Source organism: Acidobacteriota bacterium (genome assembly GCA_030697165.1).
Classification (GTDB): domain Bacteria; phylum Acidobacteriota; class Vicinamibacteria; order Vicinamibacterales; family UBA2999; genus 12-FULL-67-14b.
Genome location: JAUYQQ010000022.1, coordinates 280,250 through 298,723, shown reverse-complemented (window position 1 = coordinate 298,723; position 18,474 = coordinate 280,250). Strand labels below are relative to the sequence as shown.

The 18,474-nt window shown below is 67.3% G+C and carries 12 protein-coding genes; 7 read left to right on the top strand and 5 right to left on the bottom strand.

The features are described from left to right. Window positions 1–63: 63 nt before the first annotated feature. Window positions 64–2,304, bottom strand: a complete 2,241-nt coding sequence (glgB, locus tag Q8T13_20950; protein MDP3720240.1) for a 1,4-alpha-glucan branching protein GlgB — start codon at window positions 2,302–2,304, stop codon at window positions 64–66. Window positions 2,305–2,379: 75 nt separating this feature from the next. Here glgB and Q8T13_20945 point away from each other — a divergent pair, with 75 nt between their 5' ends. Then, the gene (locus tag Q8T13_20945) at window positions 2,380–4,098 is read left to right on the top strand and encodes an amidase (GenBank protein MDP3720239.1); all 1,719 of its coding nucleotides are present in this window, start codon (window positions 2,380–2,382) and stop codon (window positions 4,096–4,098) included. A gap of 19 nt (window positions 4,099–4,117) precedes the next feature. Here Q8T13_20945 and Q8T13_20940 read toward each other — a convergent pair whose 3' ends face one another. Beyond that, on the bottom strand, window positions 4,118–5,233 hold the full coding sequence (locus Q8T13_20940) for an alpha/beta hydrolase domain-containing protein (GenBank protein ID MDP3720238.1): 1,116 nt from the start codon (window positions 5,231–5,233) through the stop codon (window positions 4,118–4,120). A 168-nt stretch (window positions 5,234–5,401) separates the two neighbouring features. Here Q8T13_20940 and Q8T13_20935 point away from each other — a divergent pair, with 168 nt between their 5' ends. The 4 genes from Q8T13_20935 to Q8T13_20920 are packed head-to-tail and all read left to right on the top strand — an operon-like array spanning window position 5,402 to window position 7,320. After that, window positions 5,402–5,911: a peptidylprolyl isomerase gene (locus Q8T13_20935; GenBank protein MDP3720237.1), complete on the top strand. Its 510-nt coding sequence runs from the start codon at window positions 5,402–5,404 to the stop codon at window positions 5,909–5,911. A gap of 60 nt (window positions 5,912–5,971) precedes the next feature. Then, complete coding sequence (locus tag Q8T13_20930; protein MDP3720236.1) at window positions 5,972–6,313, top strand: type II toxin-antitoxin system prevent-host-death family antitoxin; 342 nt, start codon at window positions 5,972–5,974, stop codon at window positions 6,311–6,313. Continuing rightward, entirely contained in the window at window positions 6,313–6,948 is a 636-nt protein-coding gene (locus Q8T13_20925) for a hypothetical protein (GenBank protein MDP3720235.1), read from the top strand. The genes Q8T13_20930 and Q8T13_20925 overlap by 1 nt, the downstream gene beginning before the upstream one ends. A gap of 36 nt (window positions 6,949–6,984) precedes the next feature. Beyond that, window positions 6,985–7,320: a hypothetical protein gene (locus Q8T13_20920; GenBank protein ID MDP3720234.1), complete on the top strand. Its 336-nt coding sequence runs from the start codon at window positions 6,985–6,987 to the stop codon at window positions 7,318–7,320. Between the two features lie 33 nt (window positions 7,321–7,353). On the opposite strand, the gene argG is transcribed toward Q8T13_20920, so the two are convergent. Together argG and Q8T13_20910 are read right to left on the bottom strand one after the other, a co-directional pair. Next, complete coding sequence (argG, locus tag Q8T13_20915; GenBank protein ID MDP3720233.1) at window positions 7,354–8,700, bottom strand: argininosuccinate synthase; 1,347 nt, start codon at window positions 8,698–8,700, stop codon at window positions 7,354–7,356. Between the two features lie 81 nt (window positions 8,701–8,781). After that, window positions 8,782–9,594: an alpha/beta fold hydrolase gene (locus Q8T13_20910; GenBank protein MDP3720232.1), complete on the bottom strand. Its 813-nt coding sequence runs from the start codon at window positions 9,592–9,594 to the stop codon at window positions 8,782–8,784. A gap of 159 nt (window positions 9,595–9,753) precedes the next feature. Here Q8T13_20910 and Q8T13_20905 point away from each other — a divergent pair, with 159 nt between their 5' ends. Next, on the top strand, window positions 9,754–10,014 hold the full coding sequence (locus Q8T13_20905) for a hypothetical protein (protein MDP3720231.1): 261 nt from the start codon (window positions 9,754–9,756) through the stop codon (window positions 10,012–10,014). 221 nt (window positions 10,015–10,235) lie between these two features. On the opposite strand, the gene Q8T13_20900 is transcribed toward Q8T13_20905, so the two are convergent. Beyond that, window positions 10,236–10,472 (bottom strand): hypothetical protein, encoded by a 237-nt coding sequence (locus Q8T13_20900; GenBank protein ID MDP3720230.1) that lies wholly within the window; start codon window positions 10,470–10,472, stop codon window positions 10,236–10,238. Here Q8T13_20900 and Q8T13_20895 point away from each other — a divergent pair. Continuing rightward, entirely contained in the window at window positions 10,467–18,461 is a 7,995-nt protein-coding gene (locus Q8T13_20895; GenBank protein MDP3720229.1) for a glucoamylase family protein, read from the top strand. The genes Q8T13_20900 and Q8T13_20895 overlap by 6 nt on opposite strands. Window positions 18,462–18,474: the final 13 nt, after the last annotated feature.

Below are 18,474 nucleotides of genomic sequence, written 5' to 3'. Positions count from 1 at the left end.
GTTTTCAGGGATACGACGCGACTGGACGCGTTTGAAATACGGGAGTTTGAAGAACCGCGGGGGTCAGTTGTTCGGTTTCAAGAGCAGGAATCCCAAAGGTGGGACGGTGAGGCGAACGGATTGGGGATGCCCATGAGCCGGCACCGCGTCGGTTTCGACCAGGCCCGCGTTGCCCATGTTGCTGCCACCGTAAGCCTCGGCATCGCTGTTCAGCAGCTCGCTGTAACTGCCGGCAACGGGCACACCGATGCGATAGTCGCGGCGCGGGACGGGAGTGAAGTTCACGACCACGATCACGGCGGGAGGGAACTGCTGGTCGGGAGGGAACCCCGTGTCGGGAGAGTGACTCTTGTCGGGATTGCCGCGGCGGCCGAACGCGATCACGCTGCGTTCGGCATCGTCCGGATCGATCCACTGGAAGCCGGACGGGTCGTTGTCGGCCTCCCACAACGCGGGCTCCTGTTTGTAGACGCGATTGAGATCGCGCACCCAGCGCTGGAGGCCGGCATGGCGCGGGTCGCCCAGCACGTCCCAATCGAGTTGCCAGTCGTGGTTCCACTCGCGCCACTGGCCGATCTCGCCGCCCATGAACATCAGCTTCTTGCCGGGATGGGCAAACATGTAGCCGTAGAGCGCGCGCAGGCCGGCGTGCTTCTGCCACACGTCGCCCGGCATCTTGTCGAGCATCGAGCGCTTGCCGTGCACCACTTCATCGTGCGAGAACGGCAGCACGAAGCGCTCGCTGTAGGCGTACATCATCGAGAAGGTGATCTTGTTGTGATGCCACTTGCGGTAAATGGGCTCGTTCTTGGTGTATTCGAGCATGTCGTGCATCCAGCCCATGTTCCACTTGTAGGTGAAGCCGAGGCCGCCGGCCGACACCGCGTGCGTCACCCCGGGGAACGACGTGGATTCTTCGGCGCAGACGATCGCGCCGGGGCACTCGTGTTCGACCAGCTGGTTCAAATGCTTGACGAACTCGATCGCCTCGAGGTTCTCGCGGCCGCCGTACTGGTTGGGCACCCACTGCCCTTCGTCTCGCGAGTAATCGAGGTACAGCATCGAGGCGACGGCATCCACGCGCAGGCCATCGAGATGGAACTCGCGCAGCCAGAACAGCGCGTTGCTCAACAGGAATGCGCGCACTTCGTGGCGGCCGTAGTTGAAGACCAGGGTGCCCCAGTCCTGGTGCTCGCCCTGGCGCGGGTCGGCGTGTTCGTAGAGCGCGGTGCCGTCGAAGCGCGCCAGCCCGTGCTGGTCTTTCGGGAAATGGCCCGGGACCCAGTCGAGCAGCACGCCGATCCCCGCGGCGTGAAACGCATCGATCAACGCCTTGAAGTCGTCGGGCGTGCCGAAGCGGCTGGTCGGCGCGAAGAAGCCAATCACCTGGTAGCCCCACGAGCCGGTGAAGGGATGCTCCATAATCGGCAGCAACTCGACGTGGGTGTAGCCCATCTCCTTCACGTACGGCACGAGTTGCTCGCCGATCTCGTAATAGGTCAGGAGCTGGCCGTCCGGCGCGCGCTGCCAGCTGCCAAGGTGCACTTCGTACACCGACATGGGCTTCTGTAACCACTGACCGGCGCGCGATCGCTCGGCCATCCAGGCAGCATCGGTCCATTCGAATGGTTCGTCGTGCCAGACGATCGAGGCGGTTTGCGGCGGAAGCTCGAAGCGGCGGCCGCACGGGTCCGACTTGAGCACCGCCTGGCCGCCCGGGCCAATCACCTCGAACTTGTAGCGATCGCCCTGGCCGAGGTCGGGCAGGAAGATCTCCCAGTAGCCGCCCGGGCGGATCGCGCGCATCGGGTGGACGCGGCCGTCCCAGCCGTTGAAGTCGCCGACCACGCTCACCCGCTTCGCGTTCGGCGCCCACACCGCGAAGTGCACCCCGTGGCGAATGCCGTGCGTGATGGCCCGCGCGCCCAGCCGATCGTAGACGCGGTAGTGCGTGCCCTCGCCGAGCAGGTGCAGGTCGAAGTCGGTCAGCACCGGCCCATAGCGATACGCATCGTCGGTTTCGCTGGAGGAGCCGTCGGACCAGACCAGGTGGAGGCGATAGTCGAAGTCGTCGCGCCGCTCGTTGGGCACCACGCCCTCGAACAGGCCTTCGGGGTGAATGCGCGTGAGGACCAGGCCGTCGGGCTGGCCGAACGGGATCACCTCGACACTGCGGACGTGGGGACGGAAGACGCGAATCACCACGCCGCCCTCGACATCGTGCGGACCGAGCACCGCAAACGGATCGGCGTGCAGGCCCCGCGCGATCGCCTCGATCGCCGCGCTCGCCAGGGTTGGGGCCATCTCCGTATGCTACTCCGCCCTAAAAGGGACCTGCTCCCCTTTTACGGTTTCGGTAAAAATGGAGCAGGTCCCTTTATGAACAGACGACGGTTCTTCTCGACATTGACTTCTGCCTTTGCCGCTGGTGCCGCCGCCCCCGCCCTGGCCCAGGCCCCTGCCGCCGCTCCGCCGCGCATCGACCGCCTGCGACTCGACGCCGCCGAGAGCATTTTCGGTGTGGACTTCACCGAGGCCGAGGAGCAGATGGCGCTGGGCAGCGTGAATCGCAACCTCCAGAGTTACGAGGAGTTGCGCAAGCTGAACATCCCGCTCGACACCGAGCCGGCCATCACCTTCCGGCCCTACCTGCCCGGCAAGAAGCCGACCGGCAAAGCCACGCCCGGCGCGCGCCTCAAGGTGACCAGGACGACGGTGCCCGCCAACCTCACGCCCGATCAGATCGCCTTCCTGCCGGTTACGGCCCTGGCGACGCTGATTGAAAGCAAGCGGATCACATCAACCGAGCTGACGAAGCTCTATCTGGAGCGCTTGAAGAAGCACGGCGACACGCTCAAGTGCGTGGTCACGTTGACCGAGGAGCTCGCCCTCAAGCAGGCGGCCGCCGCCGACGCCGAGATCAAGGCCGGGAAGTATCGCGGTCCCCTTCACGGCATCCCGTGGGGCGCCAAAGACCTGCTCGCCACCAAGGGCATCAAGACCACCTGGGGCGCCACGCCGTACAAGGATCAAGTCATCGACGTGGATGCCACCGTGGTCGAGCGCCTGCGCGACGCCGGTGCCGTGCTCGTCGCCAAGCTGTCGATGGGTGCGCTGGCACAGGGCGGCGTGTGGTTTGGCGGCTCGACGCGCAATCCCTGGAACACCGAGCGCAGCTCTAGCGGGTCGTCTGCTGGTCCTGGCGCCGCCACGGCCGCCGGACTCGTGGGCTTCTCGATCGGCACCGAAACGCTCGGCTCGATCATCTCGCCGTCGGTGACCAACGGGGTCACGGGCCTCCGCCCCACTTATGGCCGCGTCAGCCGGCACGGCGCCATGGCGCTCAGCTGGACGATGGACAAGATTGGGCCGATGTGTCGATCGGTGGAGGATTGCGTGCTGGTGTTGAACGCCATTTACGGATCCGACGGCCGTGACGGCACCGTGACGGACGCGCCGTTCGAGTGGTCGCCAGATCGGCCGTTAGGTTCACTCCGGATCGGCTACATCCAGAAGGAGCTCGAAGCAGCGCCAAACAATCCGAATCCGACCGAAGCGCAACGGACCACCGCGGACGCCCGGAGAGCGATGTACGCGCAGGCGCTTGATGTGTTCCGCAAGGCCGGCGCCAAGCTGGAGCCGATTGCCATGCCCGACTTTCCGACCGGCTCGATCGGCTTCGTGCTGAGCGCCGAGGCGGCGGCCGCGTTCGACGATCTGACGCGCGACAAGGAGAAGCTGGCGACGCTCACGGCGCAATCACCAGGTGACTGGCCCAACACCTTCCGCAGTTCGCGCTTCATTCCCGCGGTGGAGTACATCCGCGCCATGCGGGCGCGACGGCTGCTGATGCAGGAGATGGACAAGCTGATGTCGCAGTACGACGTGTTCCTGAGCCCGGCGCCCGGCAGCGCGAGCCTGACCATCACCAACCTGACCGGTCACCCGGCTCTGGCGCTCAAGTGCGGGTTCATCGACAACATGCCGGCGTCGATCATGGTCACGGGCCGCTTGTACGACGAAGCGACGGTATGCCGCGTGGCGCTCGCCTACGAACAAGCCACGGAGTGGCACAAGAAACACCCTACGCTGTCTTGACGTTCGGAGAGCGACCGCTTTAGCGGTCGCTGAGCCGCTGACCAGGCTCGATGGTCTGGCTCGCGGGTGGTGACGCGCCCTTCTCCACCCAGCGAACCAGCTGGTCGAACGCCTCGCGCACCGTCGGGATGTACGACGGCCCCTCGCCCATCGCGTCGGCGACATCCTTATTGAGCCGCATCCGCGTGTCGGCGGCGTACTGAAACCCCTGCACCCCATCGTCATCACCCGACATGTGCCAGACGCCGGTCACTTGATAGAGGCGGTGGCGATCGGCCGGCTGCGCGCGCAGGCGATACGCGCGGATCTCCCTGATCACCAGGTCGTCCCAGGTGCCGACGACCTCAATCGTCGGGACCTGCAGCTCGCCGGTGATTTCTTCGGTGGCGGTCTGGGCCTGCTTGATGGCCGCCGCCGCGCCTGACCCGGTGTACGGCCACAGCCGGCGGGCCTCCACCGGCGTGCCGACCGCCGCCGCGTACGCGATCATCCTGGTATCGTCCGACGACATGCCGATGTGGGCGAGCGGATCGATCAGGCGCCACAGCCCGTTCATCTTCGTGAGGCGATCGAGCCGCGTCACCAGGTCGCCGCCGGCGCCGGCGATGATCAGCGTACCGGCGAAACGCTTCTCGGAATCTTCGGCCGCGAGGCGAGCGATGCCGCCGCCCATCGATAACCCGACCAGGTAGGTGTGTGCCGGCGCCCGACCGGCCAGACGCGCGATTTCTGCTTTGGCAAGGTCAGCGAACTCATAGGTCAGCTGCAGACCGCCGCGTGACGAGATGGCGCCATCACGATCGACGCTCGCATACGCAAACCCGTTGGCCAGCGCGTACTGCCCGATCACATCGTCCAACGCGGTTTCGCTGGTGGCATACACCCGCCCGGCCCGATCGACCGCGTTGCCGCCAGATCCGCCATGTGCGCCGATCACCAGCGACCCGTTCCAGTCCTTGACCGGTACGCGCGTGACGAAGCGCTTGCTGACGGGCTTGCCGTCGATCGTCAAGGCGACCTGCCCCTTGAGCTGCCGGCCGTTCTCCACAGCTGTCTCGACGACCCCACTAAAGGGCGTCTGAGCTACCGCCAGACAAGCCGAGAATACCAAGCCGACCGTGAGCAGGATTCGCATTTGCCGCATTATCTCAGCACCCTGGCACCCTGGCACCCTGGCACCCTGGCACCCTGGCACCCTGGCACTCTGGCACCCTGGCACCCTAGGCACCCTAGGCACCGTAGGCACCGTAGGCACCGTAGGCACCGTAGGCACCTTAGGCCCCCTGCTTGTTATGATGGACAAATGACGACAGCAACATTTGAGACTTCTGAGGGCACCTTCAAGGTCAAGCTCTACGACGACAAGGCGCCCAAGACCGTGGCCAACTTCGTGGGCCTCGCCACCGGCACGCAGGAATGGACCGACCCGAAGTCCGGGGCCAAGGTCAGCAAGCCGTTCTATGACGGCCTGATCTTCCACCGCGTGATCGACGGCTTCATGATCCAGGGCGGTTGCCCGATGGGCAACGGCATGGGCAGCCCGGGCTTCAAGTTCGCCGACGAGTTCGGCCCCGGCCTGCGCCACGATCGCGACGGCATCCTGTCGATGGCCAACTCCGGCCCCAACAGTAACGGCAGCCAGTTTTTCATTACCCTGGCGCCGACGCCGTGGCTCGACAACAAGCACGCCATTTTTGGCGAGGTCACCGAAGGCATCGAGATCGTCCGCGCCATCGGCAAGGTCAAGACCGGCGCGCAGGACCGTCCGGCCAAGGAAATTGTCGTGAAGTCCGTGACGATCGAAAAGAGCTAACGACAAGGGTGCCCGTGAGCCCTTTCTGGGTATTTTACCCATTTAGGGTATAATTCACCCATGCGTTCCACCTTGGCTGACCTCCCGAACATCCCCGCCTCAGACCTCAAGAAGCGTGGCTGGCGGGGGGTCATGCGCACCCTCGCGGCTAGTGGAACCGTCGTAGTGACGAATCACTCAGAGCCCGAAGCGGTGATCGTCTCAGCCCAGGAATACACCCGCCTGCTCGCGGTGGTGGATGCGAACACATCGAAAGCAGAAGCCGGGCTGGAGTCGCTCCGCCGCCGTTTTGACGAACGGCTCGCCGCCTTGCAACAGCCTGATGCCGGAGATCGGCTGCGCGCGATCAGCAAGACTCCGGCGAAACTTCGCGGCAAGGTGAAGGCCGGCTCGGGATACTGATGGCGCGGCCGGTACTTTACGTGCTGGCCGGCGTAAACGGCGCCGGCAAGAGTTCCATCGGCGGTCACCTCCTCACGCGCGCCGGTCTGACCTGGTTCAACCCCGACACGTTTGCGCGCGAGTTGATCGCGGCCACGGGATGCGATCAGGAAACGGCCAATGGGCACGCCTGGTCCGAGGGTGTGCGCAGGCTCGACGAAGCGATCGCTGGCGGGCAATCGTACGCGTTCGAGACGACCCTGGGCGGGCAGACCATCGCGACGAAGATCGCGGCGGCAGCGGGTACGCACGACGTCATTATCTGGTTTTGCGGGCTTGATTCGCCCGAGCGGCATCTGGCGCGGGTTCGTGCCCGCGTGTCTCGAGGCGGCCACGACATTCCCGAAGCGAAGATCCGGGCCCGCTATCCGCAGGCACAACGCAATCTGATCGCCCTGATGCCGCACCTGACGCACCTGAGCGTCCACGACAACTCCACCGAGGCGGCAACCGGCGACCCGGTCCCCGACCCGGTGCTCGTAATGGTGCTGGAGCAGGGACGTCTGGTCCACCCTTCCCCGACCGACCCGGTCGCCCTCGGTCGCACGCCTGAATGGGCCAGATCGCTGGTCGAAGCCGCACTATCACCCGGCTGACCAATCTATACACAATCGCGATATAAAGAGGCCGCAATGATCTGGGATCAGGAAGCCGAACTCGTCAAGGACCCGCCGACCTGGTCGCTGACCGGCCGCATGTGCCTGTGGGCCGATGGCTCGCCCGCGCACGTCCAACAGGAACGCTTTCGGTTGATGCGCTCAGGGTGGGAAGCCTATGCGCTGATCAGCCGCAGCACGCAGTCGGGCAACAAGTGGCTCACGCTCACCCTGCGTCTCGAACCCGACGTGCGGGCGCAATGGGAGCAGAACCTTACCGATCCCGTCGATCACATCTTCGTGCAGCTGTCGAATTACCTGCTGCTGCGCGAATGGTATAGCGAGGATCTTGGGGTGTTGTATTTGAAGTAGGGTGCCTAAGGTGCCTAGAGTGCCTAGGGTGCCTTAGTCCTTGTCCTTCTTGGCTTCCGGCAACTGCGGCAAGCCACTGGACGTCGACGGCGAGATCAGGCCCTGCTGGGTATAGATCATCAGCTTCTCGCGCGTATCGACGATATCGAGGTTACGCATGGTCAGTTGGCCAATGCGATCCTGCGGTGTGAAGAACACTTCCTCGCCCCTCTCCATCGTCAAGCGCTCCGGCTTGTAAGTCAGGTTCGGGCTCGCGGTTTCGAGAATCGAGTAGTCGTTGCCGCGTCGCAGCTCCACCGTGACCTCCCCCGTCACCGGGCGCGCCACCCAGCGCTGGGCGCTCTCGCGCAGCATCAGCGTTTGCGGATCGAACCAGCGGCCCTGATACAGCAGTCGTCCGAGGCGACGGCCGTTGTTGCGGTACTGCTCGATGGTGTCTTCGTTGTGGATACCGGTGATCAGCCGCTCGTAGGCGATGAACAACAGCGCGAGCCCCGGCGCCTCGTAAATGCCGCGGCTCTTCGCTTCGATGATGCGGTTCTCGATCTGATCGCTCATGCCCAGGCCGTGGCGGCCGCCAATGGCGTTGGCCTCCATGAACATGTCGAGCGCGGTCGCGAAGGTCTTGCCGTTCAACGCGACCGGGTGCCCTTCTTCGAACCGGATGGTCACGGTCTCGGCCCTCACCGCCACGTCGTCGCGCCAGAAGGCGACGCCCATGATCGGCTGGACAATGGTGATGCCCTTGTTGAGGAATTCCAGGTCCTTGGCTTCGTGCGTGGCGCCAAGAATGTTCGAGTCGGTCGAGTAGGCCTTCTCGACGCTCATCTTGTACTGGAAGCCGTGCCGGATCATGTACTCCGACATTTCCTTGCGGCCACCGAGCTCGTCGATGAAGGTCTGGTCGAGCCACGGCTTGTAGATGCGCAGGCTGGGATTGGCGAGCAGGCCATAGCGATAGAACCGCTCGATGTCGTTGCCCTTATACGTGCTGCCGTCGCCCCAGATGTTGACGTGGTCCTCGCGCATGGCGGCGACCAGCATGGTGCCGGTGACCGCGCGGCCAAGCGGCGTGGTGTTGAAGTAGGTCTGCCCTGCGGTGGTGATGTGGAACGCGCCGCACTGCAACGCGGCCATGCCTTCGGCCACCAGCTGTTCGCGGCACTCGATCAGGCGCGCCTTCTCGGCGCCGTAGCCGATCGCCTTGCGCGGAATCTCGTCGTAGTCGGCCTCGTCTGGCTGACCCAGGTTCGCGGTGTAGGCGAACGGCACCGCGCCCTTGGCGCGCATCCAGTGCAGCGCGGCGCTGGTATCGAGGCCGCCTGAAAAGGCAATGCCGACGTTCTCGCCGACCGGAAGGCGCTGAAGGATATTGGGCATGTCTGCCCGACAATCTTAATTCACTTGATTCAGGAAGCGCTCGATCTCCTCGATCACGCGCGCCGGTTCCTCCTCGTGCGGCTAGTGGCCGGCACCGGGGAGCGTGACGACCGTCGCCTCGGGCAGCAGTTGTTGCCATCGTGCGAGGTAGTGCGGCTTGAAGAAACTGTCTTTCAGGCCCCAGACGATCAGCACAGGCAACGCTCGCAGGCCGGCCATGCCGTCCAGTACCGACTGGTAATGCGCGCGAGAGCCCAGCAGCGCCGCCGCGAGCGTGTGCAGCACCTGGCCGCGCGCCTGACGATCGTCAAACGCCGCCGAATACTGGCGCAGGATCGCGCCGGTGAGCTTGCGGCGATCGCCGTAGGCCGACGGCACGATCAGCCGGAACTCGATGTTGGCGTACTTGTACAACCATCGCCCCACAGCGCCCCCCACCAGGCGCGCCGCCCGCACCATGTCCGGGTCATCATCAAGGGGCCACGCCCAGCTATTGAGCACCACGACGCGAGCCACGGCCGGCTTCAATCGCGACGCCAGCGGCAGGGCAATCGGTCCGCCGAAGTCGTGCACGACCAGCGTCACCCGATCCAGGCCAAGTCGATCGACGAACTCGCCAAGCGCGGCGGCGTGCGCTTCGGGCGTGCCGGCAAAGCCGGCCGGCCGCTCGGACAGGCCGAACCCGAGGTGATCGGGCGCGATGCAGCGGTGGTGTTTCGACAGCGCGGCGATCAGATGCCGGTATTCGAACGACCAGGTCGGGGTGCCGTGGACCAGGAGGACGGGGTCGCCGGTGCCTTCGTCCACGTAGTGCATCTCGCCGGCCGAGAGGGATTGGTAGCGGGATTGAAACGGGTAAGCCTGCCGGTCTACCCACGAAGCCTCGGGACGCATGACGCCGATTTAAAGACAATCACGGCTCATCTGTCCAGCCGCCGGCGGTCGCCATGGCGATGCCTGACCCATTGGTTGCCCACAATGGGTAGGCAGCGCGGCATATCGCCGCGGGCGGGCGGTTCCAGGCTGGCATCGATCTTGAGTATGTAAAGAGCTATGGAGACGATCACGAATCCCCTCACCTCACCCGCCGGCGAAATGCTGCGTTGGCAGTTCCGCATGCGCAATCGCCTGCTCACCTGCGGCATCACCAGGAACGGCGCGAGCGGCTTCAGCGTCATCACGTTGCCCCACTGGGACGTCAAGGGCGGCATCGTCGAAACGTTCCGGAACCAGGCCTCGGCGTTGCAGCGGCACGCGGTGATTGCCGATCGCCTGCGCTCGTCCGGCTGGTCAATCGCCTCGTATACGCCTTAAAGGAGTTCCCCATGAAAGACCTGAACAAGTGCGCCCACCCGGCGTGCAAATGCCTGGTTCCCGACAACGGTGCGCACGGCAAGTACTGCAGCGCGCACTGCGAAACAGCGAAGGATGTGTCGGAACTGAAGTGTGACTGCGGTCACCCGGGCTGCTGAGCGGCGCCCGATTGGCAAGCCGCCACGCGATCGCCTGCCCATCGCGGGCTCGGGCGGGATACGCTATAGCTGCAGGCGACGAAACTGTTCTTCCACGCTTGGACGACCGACGACGACAGCCACAAACCGTTCCGTGACGAGCTGCTGAGCTCGGAACGCCTCGAGGAGCGGGCGCTCGCCCTGGCGGCGAGTTTTACCGTCGATCCCCAGCGGCGGCGGGCCCGCGGCATCTACGCCCGGCTCAACCATAATGCCCGCGTCCTGCGCGATGGCTATCAGACCCTGGCCGAAGACGTGCACGACGGCGAGTTCGTCACGCCGGCCACCGAGTGGTTTCTCGACAACTACCATCTGATCTCGGCCGAGATTGTCGAGATTCGGCAGCACCTGCCGCGCCGGTTCTACCGTCAGCTGCCGGCCCTGGCCACGCGCGAGAAAGCGGGCGAGGCGCGCATCTATGCCATCGCCGTCGAACTGCTGCGGCATAGCGACAGCCGCCTCGATGTCCCCCAGCTGACGCAGTTCCTCAATAGCTACCAGCGCGTGGCGCCCCTGACCCTCGGCGAGCTGTGGGCGTGGCCGCTCATGCTGAAGCTGGCGCTCGTTGAAAACCTGCGCCGGCTGGTGGCCGAGGTGTCCGCCGCCCGCACCGCCCGGCTGACCGCCGACCGGCACGTCGCCCGCATCGATGCCGGGTCGGCCGAGGCCGAGGTGCAGATCCCGATCGACGCGCACGATGCGTACCTGGTGCAGATGCTGCACCGCGCGCGCGAGTACGACGCCCGTCGCTCGCCGCTGCGGGCGGCGCTCGAGGCGCACCTGATCGCGCGCGGCACCGTGGCCGAAGAAATCGTCCGCATCGAACACCAGCGGCAGGCGACCAGCCAGGCCTCGGTCGCCAACGCCATCACCAGCCTCCGGCTGTGCGCCACGATCGACTGGCGCCACTACGTCGAATCGGTCAGCCTGGTTGACAACGTCCTGCGCCGCGATCCGAGCGGGATGTTCGCGCGGATGGACTTCCTGAGCCGCGATCGCCAGCGCCAGGCGGTGGAGGCGCTGGCCGAAGCGAGCGGCGAGGCGCAGATTCGCGTCGCGCTCAAGGCGGTGGAGTCGGCGCGCCAGGCGGCCGAGAAGAAGGGGCCGCGGGCCGCGGCGCACGTGGGCTATCACCTGGTCGGCCACGGCCGCGAGGGTCTCGAGATCGACCTGGCGTACCGGCCGAAGCTCGGCCAGCGGCTGCGGCGGTTCGGGTTGCGGCATGCCACGGGCGTCTACCTCAGTTCGATCGCGGCGCTGACGCTGCTGCTGGCGGCCGGCGGCCTCTGGTACGCGCGCACCGCCGGCGCCGGGCCACTGGCCCTGGTGTGGGCGGCGTTGCTGCTGGCGATTCCCGCCAGCGACCTGGCGCTGGCGCTGGCGCAACGGGTCGTCACCAGGCTGGTGCCGCCGCGCCGCCTGCCGCGCCTCGATCTCACCGACGGCGTGCCCGAGGAGGCGCGCACCATGGTGGTGATCCCCACCATCATCACGTCGGTCGAGAACGTCCAGCTCCGGCTGGAGCACCTCGAGGTGGTCGCCATCGGCAACCTCGATCCGCAGATCCACTTCGCGCTGCTGACCGATTTTGCCGACGCCGACCAGCCACAGGTGGCCGGCGAGGAGGCGGTGCTGGCCGCCGCGCGCGAGGGCATCGCCGCGCTGAACGCGCGGTTCAACAGCCCCGGCGACCCGCGCTTCTTCCTGTTCCATCGCGAGCGGTTGTGGAACCCGCGCGAGCAGGTGTGGATGGGATGGGAGCGCAAGCGCGGCAAGCTCGAAGAGTTCAACCGCCTGCTGCGCGGCGCGACCGAGACCAGCTTCACGACCACGGTCGGGCCGCTCGAGCTGCTGCCGGGGGTCCGCTACTGCCTGACGCTCGACTCCGACACGCAGCTACCGCGGGATGCGGCGCGGGAGTTGATCGGCATCATCCAGCATCCCCTCAACCAGGCGGTCGTGGACCCCACGCTCAAGCGGGTGGTGGACGGCTACGGCGTGTTGCAGCCGCGCGTCAGCGTGACCATGGCCAGCGCGGCCGGTTCGCTGTTTGCGCGCACCTACGCCGGCCACACCGGCGTCGATCCGTACACCACTGCGGTCTCGGACGTGTATCAGGACCTGTTCGGCGAAGGCATCTACACCGGCAAGGGTCTCTACGACGTCGACGCGTTCACGGCGGCACTGGACGGCCGCGTGCCCGAAAACGCGCTGCTGTCGCACGACCTGTTCGAGGGCATTTACGCGCGCGCGGCGCTCGTCACCGACGTCGAGCTGGTCGACGACTACCCGTCGAACGTGCTGGTGCATGCGAAACGCCAGCACCGCTGGGTGCGCGGCGACTGGCAGATCCTGTGGTGGCTGTTCCCGTGGGTCCCGACGCGCACCGGCTTCGAGCGCAACCGCCTGCCGGTGATCTCGCGGTGGAAGATCCTCGACAACTTGCGGCGCAGCCTGGTGGCGCCGGCGCTGGTGGCGTGGTTCATCGCCGGCTGGGCCTGGCTGCCCGGCGCGCCGCTGGCCTGGACGCTGCTGGCGCTGGCCGCCATCGGTTTTCCGGTCCTCGCGCGGCTGGGGCAGCTGCTCGGCGGGCCCCAGCGTGGCCAGGGCGCGCGCGTCTACCTGCGCGGCGCCGGCGAAGACCTCGAGGCCGACCTGGCGCGGGTCGCGCTGCAGCTGACCTTCCTCGCCCACCAGGCCTGGGACATGCTGCACGCGGTCGGGGTCACGCTGGCGCGGCTGCTGCGCGGGCAGGGCCGCCTGCTGCAATGGGAGACGGCCGCGGCGGTGGCCCAACGTCACGGGACGCTCGCCGTGGCCGAGTTCTATCACGCGATGCGAGCCAGCCCGATCATCGCCGGCGTCGCGCTCGTGGCGGTCGCCGCCGTCCGGCCGGCGGCGCTGCCGGTCGCGCTGCCGATCCTGGCGCTGTGGGTGGCCGCCCCGCTGATCGCGTTCGTGCTGAGCCGGCCGGTGCCGTCGCTGCGGCCGCCACTCACGGACGAAGACCGCGATTACCTTCGGACGGTCGCGGAGCGGACCTGGCGCTACTTCGACACGTTCGTCACCGAGGAGCACCGGTTCCTGCCGCCCGACAACGTGCAGTTCGATCCCGAACCGCGTTTGGCCCATCGGACCTCGCCGACCAACATCGCGATGAGCCTGCTGGCGACGCTGTCGGCGCACGACCTCGGCTTCATCGACACCGGGTCGCTGCTCGGTCGCCTGGAAGGCACCCTGACCACGCTCGACCGGCTCGAGCACCACCAGGGCCACCTGCTCAACTGGTACGACACCAAGACGCTCGAGCCGCTGTTGCCGAAGTACGTGTCCACGGTCGACAGCGGCAACCTCGCCGGCGCGCTGCTGGCGCTCGCCGTCGGCCTGCGGGAACTCGCCCGCGACGCGGCGACCCCGCCGGCGCAGGCCGCCCGCCTCGAATCGCTCGCCGCGCGGGCCTCGATCTATTTCGACGAAATGGACTTCTCGTTCCTCTACGACCGCAAGCGGCGGTTGTTTGCCATTGGCTACCGCCTGGCCGACCCGCTCGGCAGCGCGCGCCTCGACGCCTCCTTCTACGACTTGCTCGCGTCAGAGGCCCGCGTCGCCAGCTTCATTGCGATCGCGAAGGGTGACGTGCCCGAAGTGCACTGGTTCCGGCTCGGCCGGCTGATCACCAGCGTGCACGGCGCGCCGGTCCTGCTGTCGTGGTCGGCCACCCTGTTCGAGTACCTGATGCCGCTGCTGCTGATGCGCAGCTATCCGGAAACGCTGCTCGACACGTCGTGCCGAATGGCGGTGCGGCGGCAGATCGACTACGGCGCGGCCCGGGGCACGCCGTGGGGCATTTCCGAGTCGGCGTACACCGCGGTCGATCGCTACGGCAACTACCAGTACAAGGCGTTCGGCGTGCCCGGCCTGGGACTGAAGCGCGGCCTCGGCGACGAGCTGGTCATTGCCCCGTACGCGGCCGCCCTCGCCGTGCTCGTCGATCCGGCCCGGAGCGCCCGCAACCTGCGGCGGCTGGCCGACGCGGGGATGTTTGGCGACTACGGCTTCTTCGAAGCCATCGACTACACCGACCGCAGCGGCAGCGGCGGGGCCAGCCACAAGGCCGGCGAGGGCGTCGTCGTGCCGGCGTTCTTCGCCCACCATGCCGGCATGTCGCTCGTGGCGATCGCCAACGCGATCACCCGCGATCGGATGATCGAACGGTTCCATGCCGACCCGCGGGTGCGCGCGACCGAGCTGCTGTTGCAGGAACGCATCCCGCGGCAGCAGCCCATCACCGAACCGCGTCCGCTCGGCGAGATGCGGGTGACGACGCCGGCCCTCGGTGTGCCGGTGCGCCGCTACAAGACCCCGCACACGGTGTTCCCGCACTCGCAGTTCCTGTCGAACGGCAGGTTCGTGACCGTCGTGACCAACGCCGGCGGCGGCGCCAGCTTCTCCGATCGCATGGCGGTCACGCGCCGGCGGCAGGACGCGACCACCGACCCCGGCAGCCACTTCATCTACCTGCGCGACATCCGCAGCCAGGCCGTGTGGTCGCCCACCTATCACCCGACCCGCCACGACGCCGACAGTTACCTGGCGACGTTCCTGCCCGACAAGGTGCTCTTCGAATCGAAGAGCCAGGACATCGCCGCCCGCCTCGAGATCGCGGTCGCCCCGGAACACGACGTCGAGGTGCGCTACCTGCAGCTGGTGAACCACAGCGACCGCATTCGCGAGATTGACGTGACCAGCTACGCCGAAGTGGCGCTGGCCACCATGCGCGATGACTTCGCGCATCCTGCCTTCGGCAAGTTGTTCGTCGAAACCGAATACATGCCGGAACGCTCGGCGCTGCTCTGCCATCGCCGCCCGCGCGATTCCCGCGATGCCGGCACCTGGGCCATGCACGTGATCAGCCTCGAGGGCCGCCCGCAAGGGCCCCTCGAATGGGAAACCGATCGCGCCCGCTTCATCGGCCGCGGCCGCACGCTCGAGAACCCGATCGCCCTCGATGGCCGGCCGTTGTCGGGCACCACCGGCTTCGTCCTGGACCCGATCCTGAGCCTGCGCCAGCGCGTGCGCATTGCGCCCGGCGAATCGGCGCGCCTGTGCTTCGCCACCGGCATCGCCCCCGACCGCGAAACCGCGCGGGCGCTCGCGCAGACCTATCGCGACCCGAGCACCGCGGCCCGAACGCTGGCCCTGGCGCTGGCCCACTCGCAGAGCACGCGCCGCCACATGGACGTGGCGAGCGACGAGGCGGTGCTGTTCGAACGGCTGGCCTCGCGCGTCGCCGGCGCCGATGGCTCGCTGCGCGCCGCCGCCGACGTGCTCGCCGCCAGCGAAATGGGCCAGAACAGCCTGTGGTCGCACGGCATCTCCGGCGACCTGCCGATCCTGCTGGTGCGCGTCCTCGAGCACGACCTCGGCCTGGTGCGCGAAGCCCTCGAGGCGCAGGAGTACTGGCGGCTCAAGGGCCTGAAGGTCGACCTCGTGATCCTCAACGAGCACCCGATCAGCTACATGGACGAGGTCCAGTCGAGCCTGACCTCGCTTTTGGACGATGGGCCGTGGCGCATGTGGAAGCACCAGCCGGGCGGCGTCTTCCTGCTGCGCACCGACATGATGGGCCACGCCGAGCGCATGCTGTTTCATGCGGTCGCGCGGGCGGTGCTCGAATCGGGCCGCGGCGACCTGCGCGCGCACCTCGCCCGGCCGGCGCAGACGCCCTTGATTTCGCTGACGCTGCCGGCGCTCGCCGATACCCTCACCGACCCGGCCACGCCGGAGCTGGCGCCGCCCTCGTGGCCCAGCATGAGCGTCAGCGTGCCGCCGCTCACCCTGGCCAATGGCCTTGGCGGCTTCGCCGATGGCGGCAAGACCTACGCGATCGTGCTCGAGGGCGACCAGGACACGCCGGCGCCGTGGTCCAACGTCATCAGCAATCCCCGCTTCGGCACCGTGCTCAGCTCGAGCGGCGGCGCCACCACCTGGTCCGAGAACAGCCGCGAGAACCGGCTGACGCCGTTTGCCAACGATCCGGTCACCGACCCGAGTGGCGAGGCGATTTACATTCGCGACGACGACACCGGCGCGGCGTGGTCGCCGACGCCAGGCCCGATGGCGCGCCACCGGGCGAGCGGGCGCTTCCTGATCCGGCACGGCGCCGGCGTCACGCGGTTCTCGCGATCCTTCGAGGGCGTGCATCACTCGCTCGAGGTGTTCGTCGATGCGGTCGACCCGGTGAAGTACTCGCAGCTGACGCTGGTCAACACCACCCCGTCGCCGCGGCACCTGAGCGTGTTCGCCTACAACGAGTGGGTGATCGGGCCGCCGCGCGAAACCGAACAGCGGCACGTGATCACCGACTACGACCCGATTCGCGGCGTCGTGCTGGCGACCAACGCCTACAACACGGAGTTCGCCGGGCGCGTCTGCTTTGCCGCAGCCAGCGAGCGGCCGGTGTCGGCCACCGGCAACCGCCGCTCGTTCATCGGCCGCAACGGTTCCGCGACGCATCCCGCTGCGCTCAAGGACGAGAGCCTGACCGGCGAGTTCGGCGCCGGCCTCGACCCCTGCGCGGCCCTGCAGCTGCGGGTCCATCTCAACCCGGGCGAGACCCGCCAGGTGGTGTTCGTGCTCGGTGAAGGCCGCAACCGCGCCCATGCCCTGCAGTTGCTCGACGCCCACCTCTCGCCCACGCAGGCCACCGCCGCCCTCGAGCAGGTGCAGGAGTTCTGGGATCGCACCCTCGACGTGATCAAGGTCAAGACCCCGGACGATTCATTCGACCTGCTGATGAACCGCTGGCTGGTGTACCAGGACCTGTCGTGCCGCATCTGGGCGCGCGCCGGCTACTACCAGCCGGGCGGGGCCTATGGTTTCCGCGACCAGCTGCAGGACGTGATGGCGCTGCTGCTCGCCGCACCGCAGCTGGCGCGCGAGCACATCCTGCGCGCCGCCGGGCGCCAGTTCGTCGAAGGTGACGTCCAACACTGGTGGCACGAACCGGCCGGACGGGGCTTGCGCAGCCGCTGCTCGGACGATCTGCTCTGGCTGCCGTTCGTGGTCGCCGAGTACGTGCGCACGACCGGCGACACCGGGGTGCTGGACGAGGTGGTCCCCTTCATCACGGCGCCGCCGCTGCCACCCGGTGAACCCGAGGCCTACGAGCAGCCCACGCTGTCGGGAGAGACCGGCACCCTGTTCGAGCATTGCCGCCGCGCCATCGAGCGCGGCTTGACCAGCGGCGCGCACGGCCTGCCGCTCATGGGCGCCGGCGACTGGAACGACGGCATGAACCGGGTCGGCGCCGAGGGCCGCGGCGAAAGCGTGTGGCTGGGCTTCTTCATCCACCACGTGTTGTCCGACTTCGTGCCGATCTGCGAGAGCCGCAAGGAACGAACCCTGGCCGCCCGCTATCGCCGACAGGCCCGAGACCTGTCGTCGCGCCTCGAGGAAGCGTGGGACGGCGAATGGTATCGCCGCGGCTACTACGACGATGGCCGGCCGCTCGGGTCGGCCCAGAATGACGAGTGCGTGATCGACTCGATCGCGCAGTCGTGGGCCGTGCTCTCGGGCGCGGTGCCGACCCGCTTCGCCGAGCGCGCCATGGACGCGGTCCGGGCCGCGCTGATCGCGCGGCAGTCAAAGGTGATCCTGCTGCTGACGCCCCCGTTCGACAAGTCGGACCAGGACCCCGGCTACATCAAGGGCTATCCGCCCAGCATCCGCGAGAACGGCGGCCAGTACACGCACGCCGCGGTCTGGGTGGTGATGGCCATTGCCAGGCTCGGCAGTGGCGACGAGGCGAGCGAACTGTTCCACATGATCAACCCGATCAACCACTCGCGGTCGGCCGCCGAAGCAGCGCGCTACCGGCTGGAACCGTATGTGCTGGCGGGTGACGTCTACGCCCGGCCGCCGCACGCGGGGCGCGGCGGGTGGAGTTGGTACACGGGTTCGGCCGGGTGGCTGTACCGGGCCGGCCTCGAAAGCATCCTGGGCCTGCGCCGGCGGGGCAACACGTTCATGATCGATCCCTGCGTGCCCTCGTCGTGGTCCGCCTACACGATCGAGTGGCGGCATGGCTCATCGCGCTACCAAATCGAGGTCGCCAACCCCCAGCGCGCCGGGAACGGCGTCATCCGCGCCGAACTGGACGGCGCCGCCGTGAACCACCGGTCGATACCGCTGGTTGACGACGGCGCGACTCACTTCGTGCAGATCACGCTCGGCCGCCCTGATCCCTGATCCCTGATCCCTG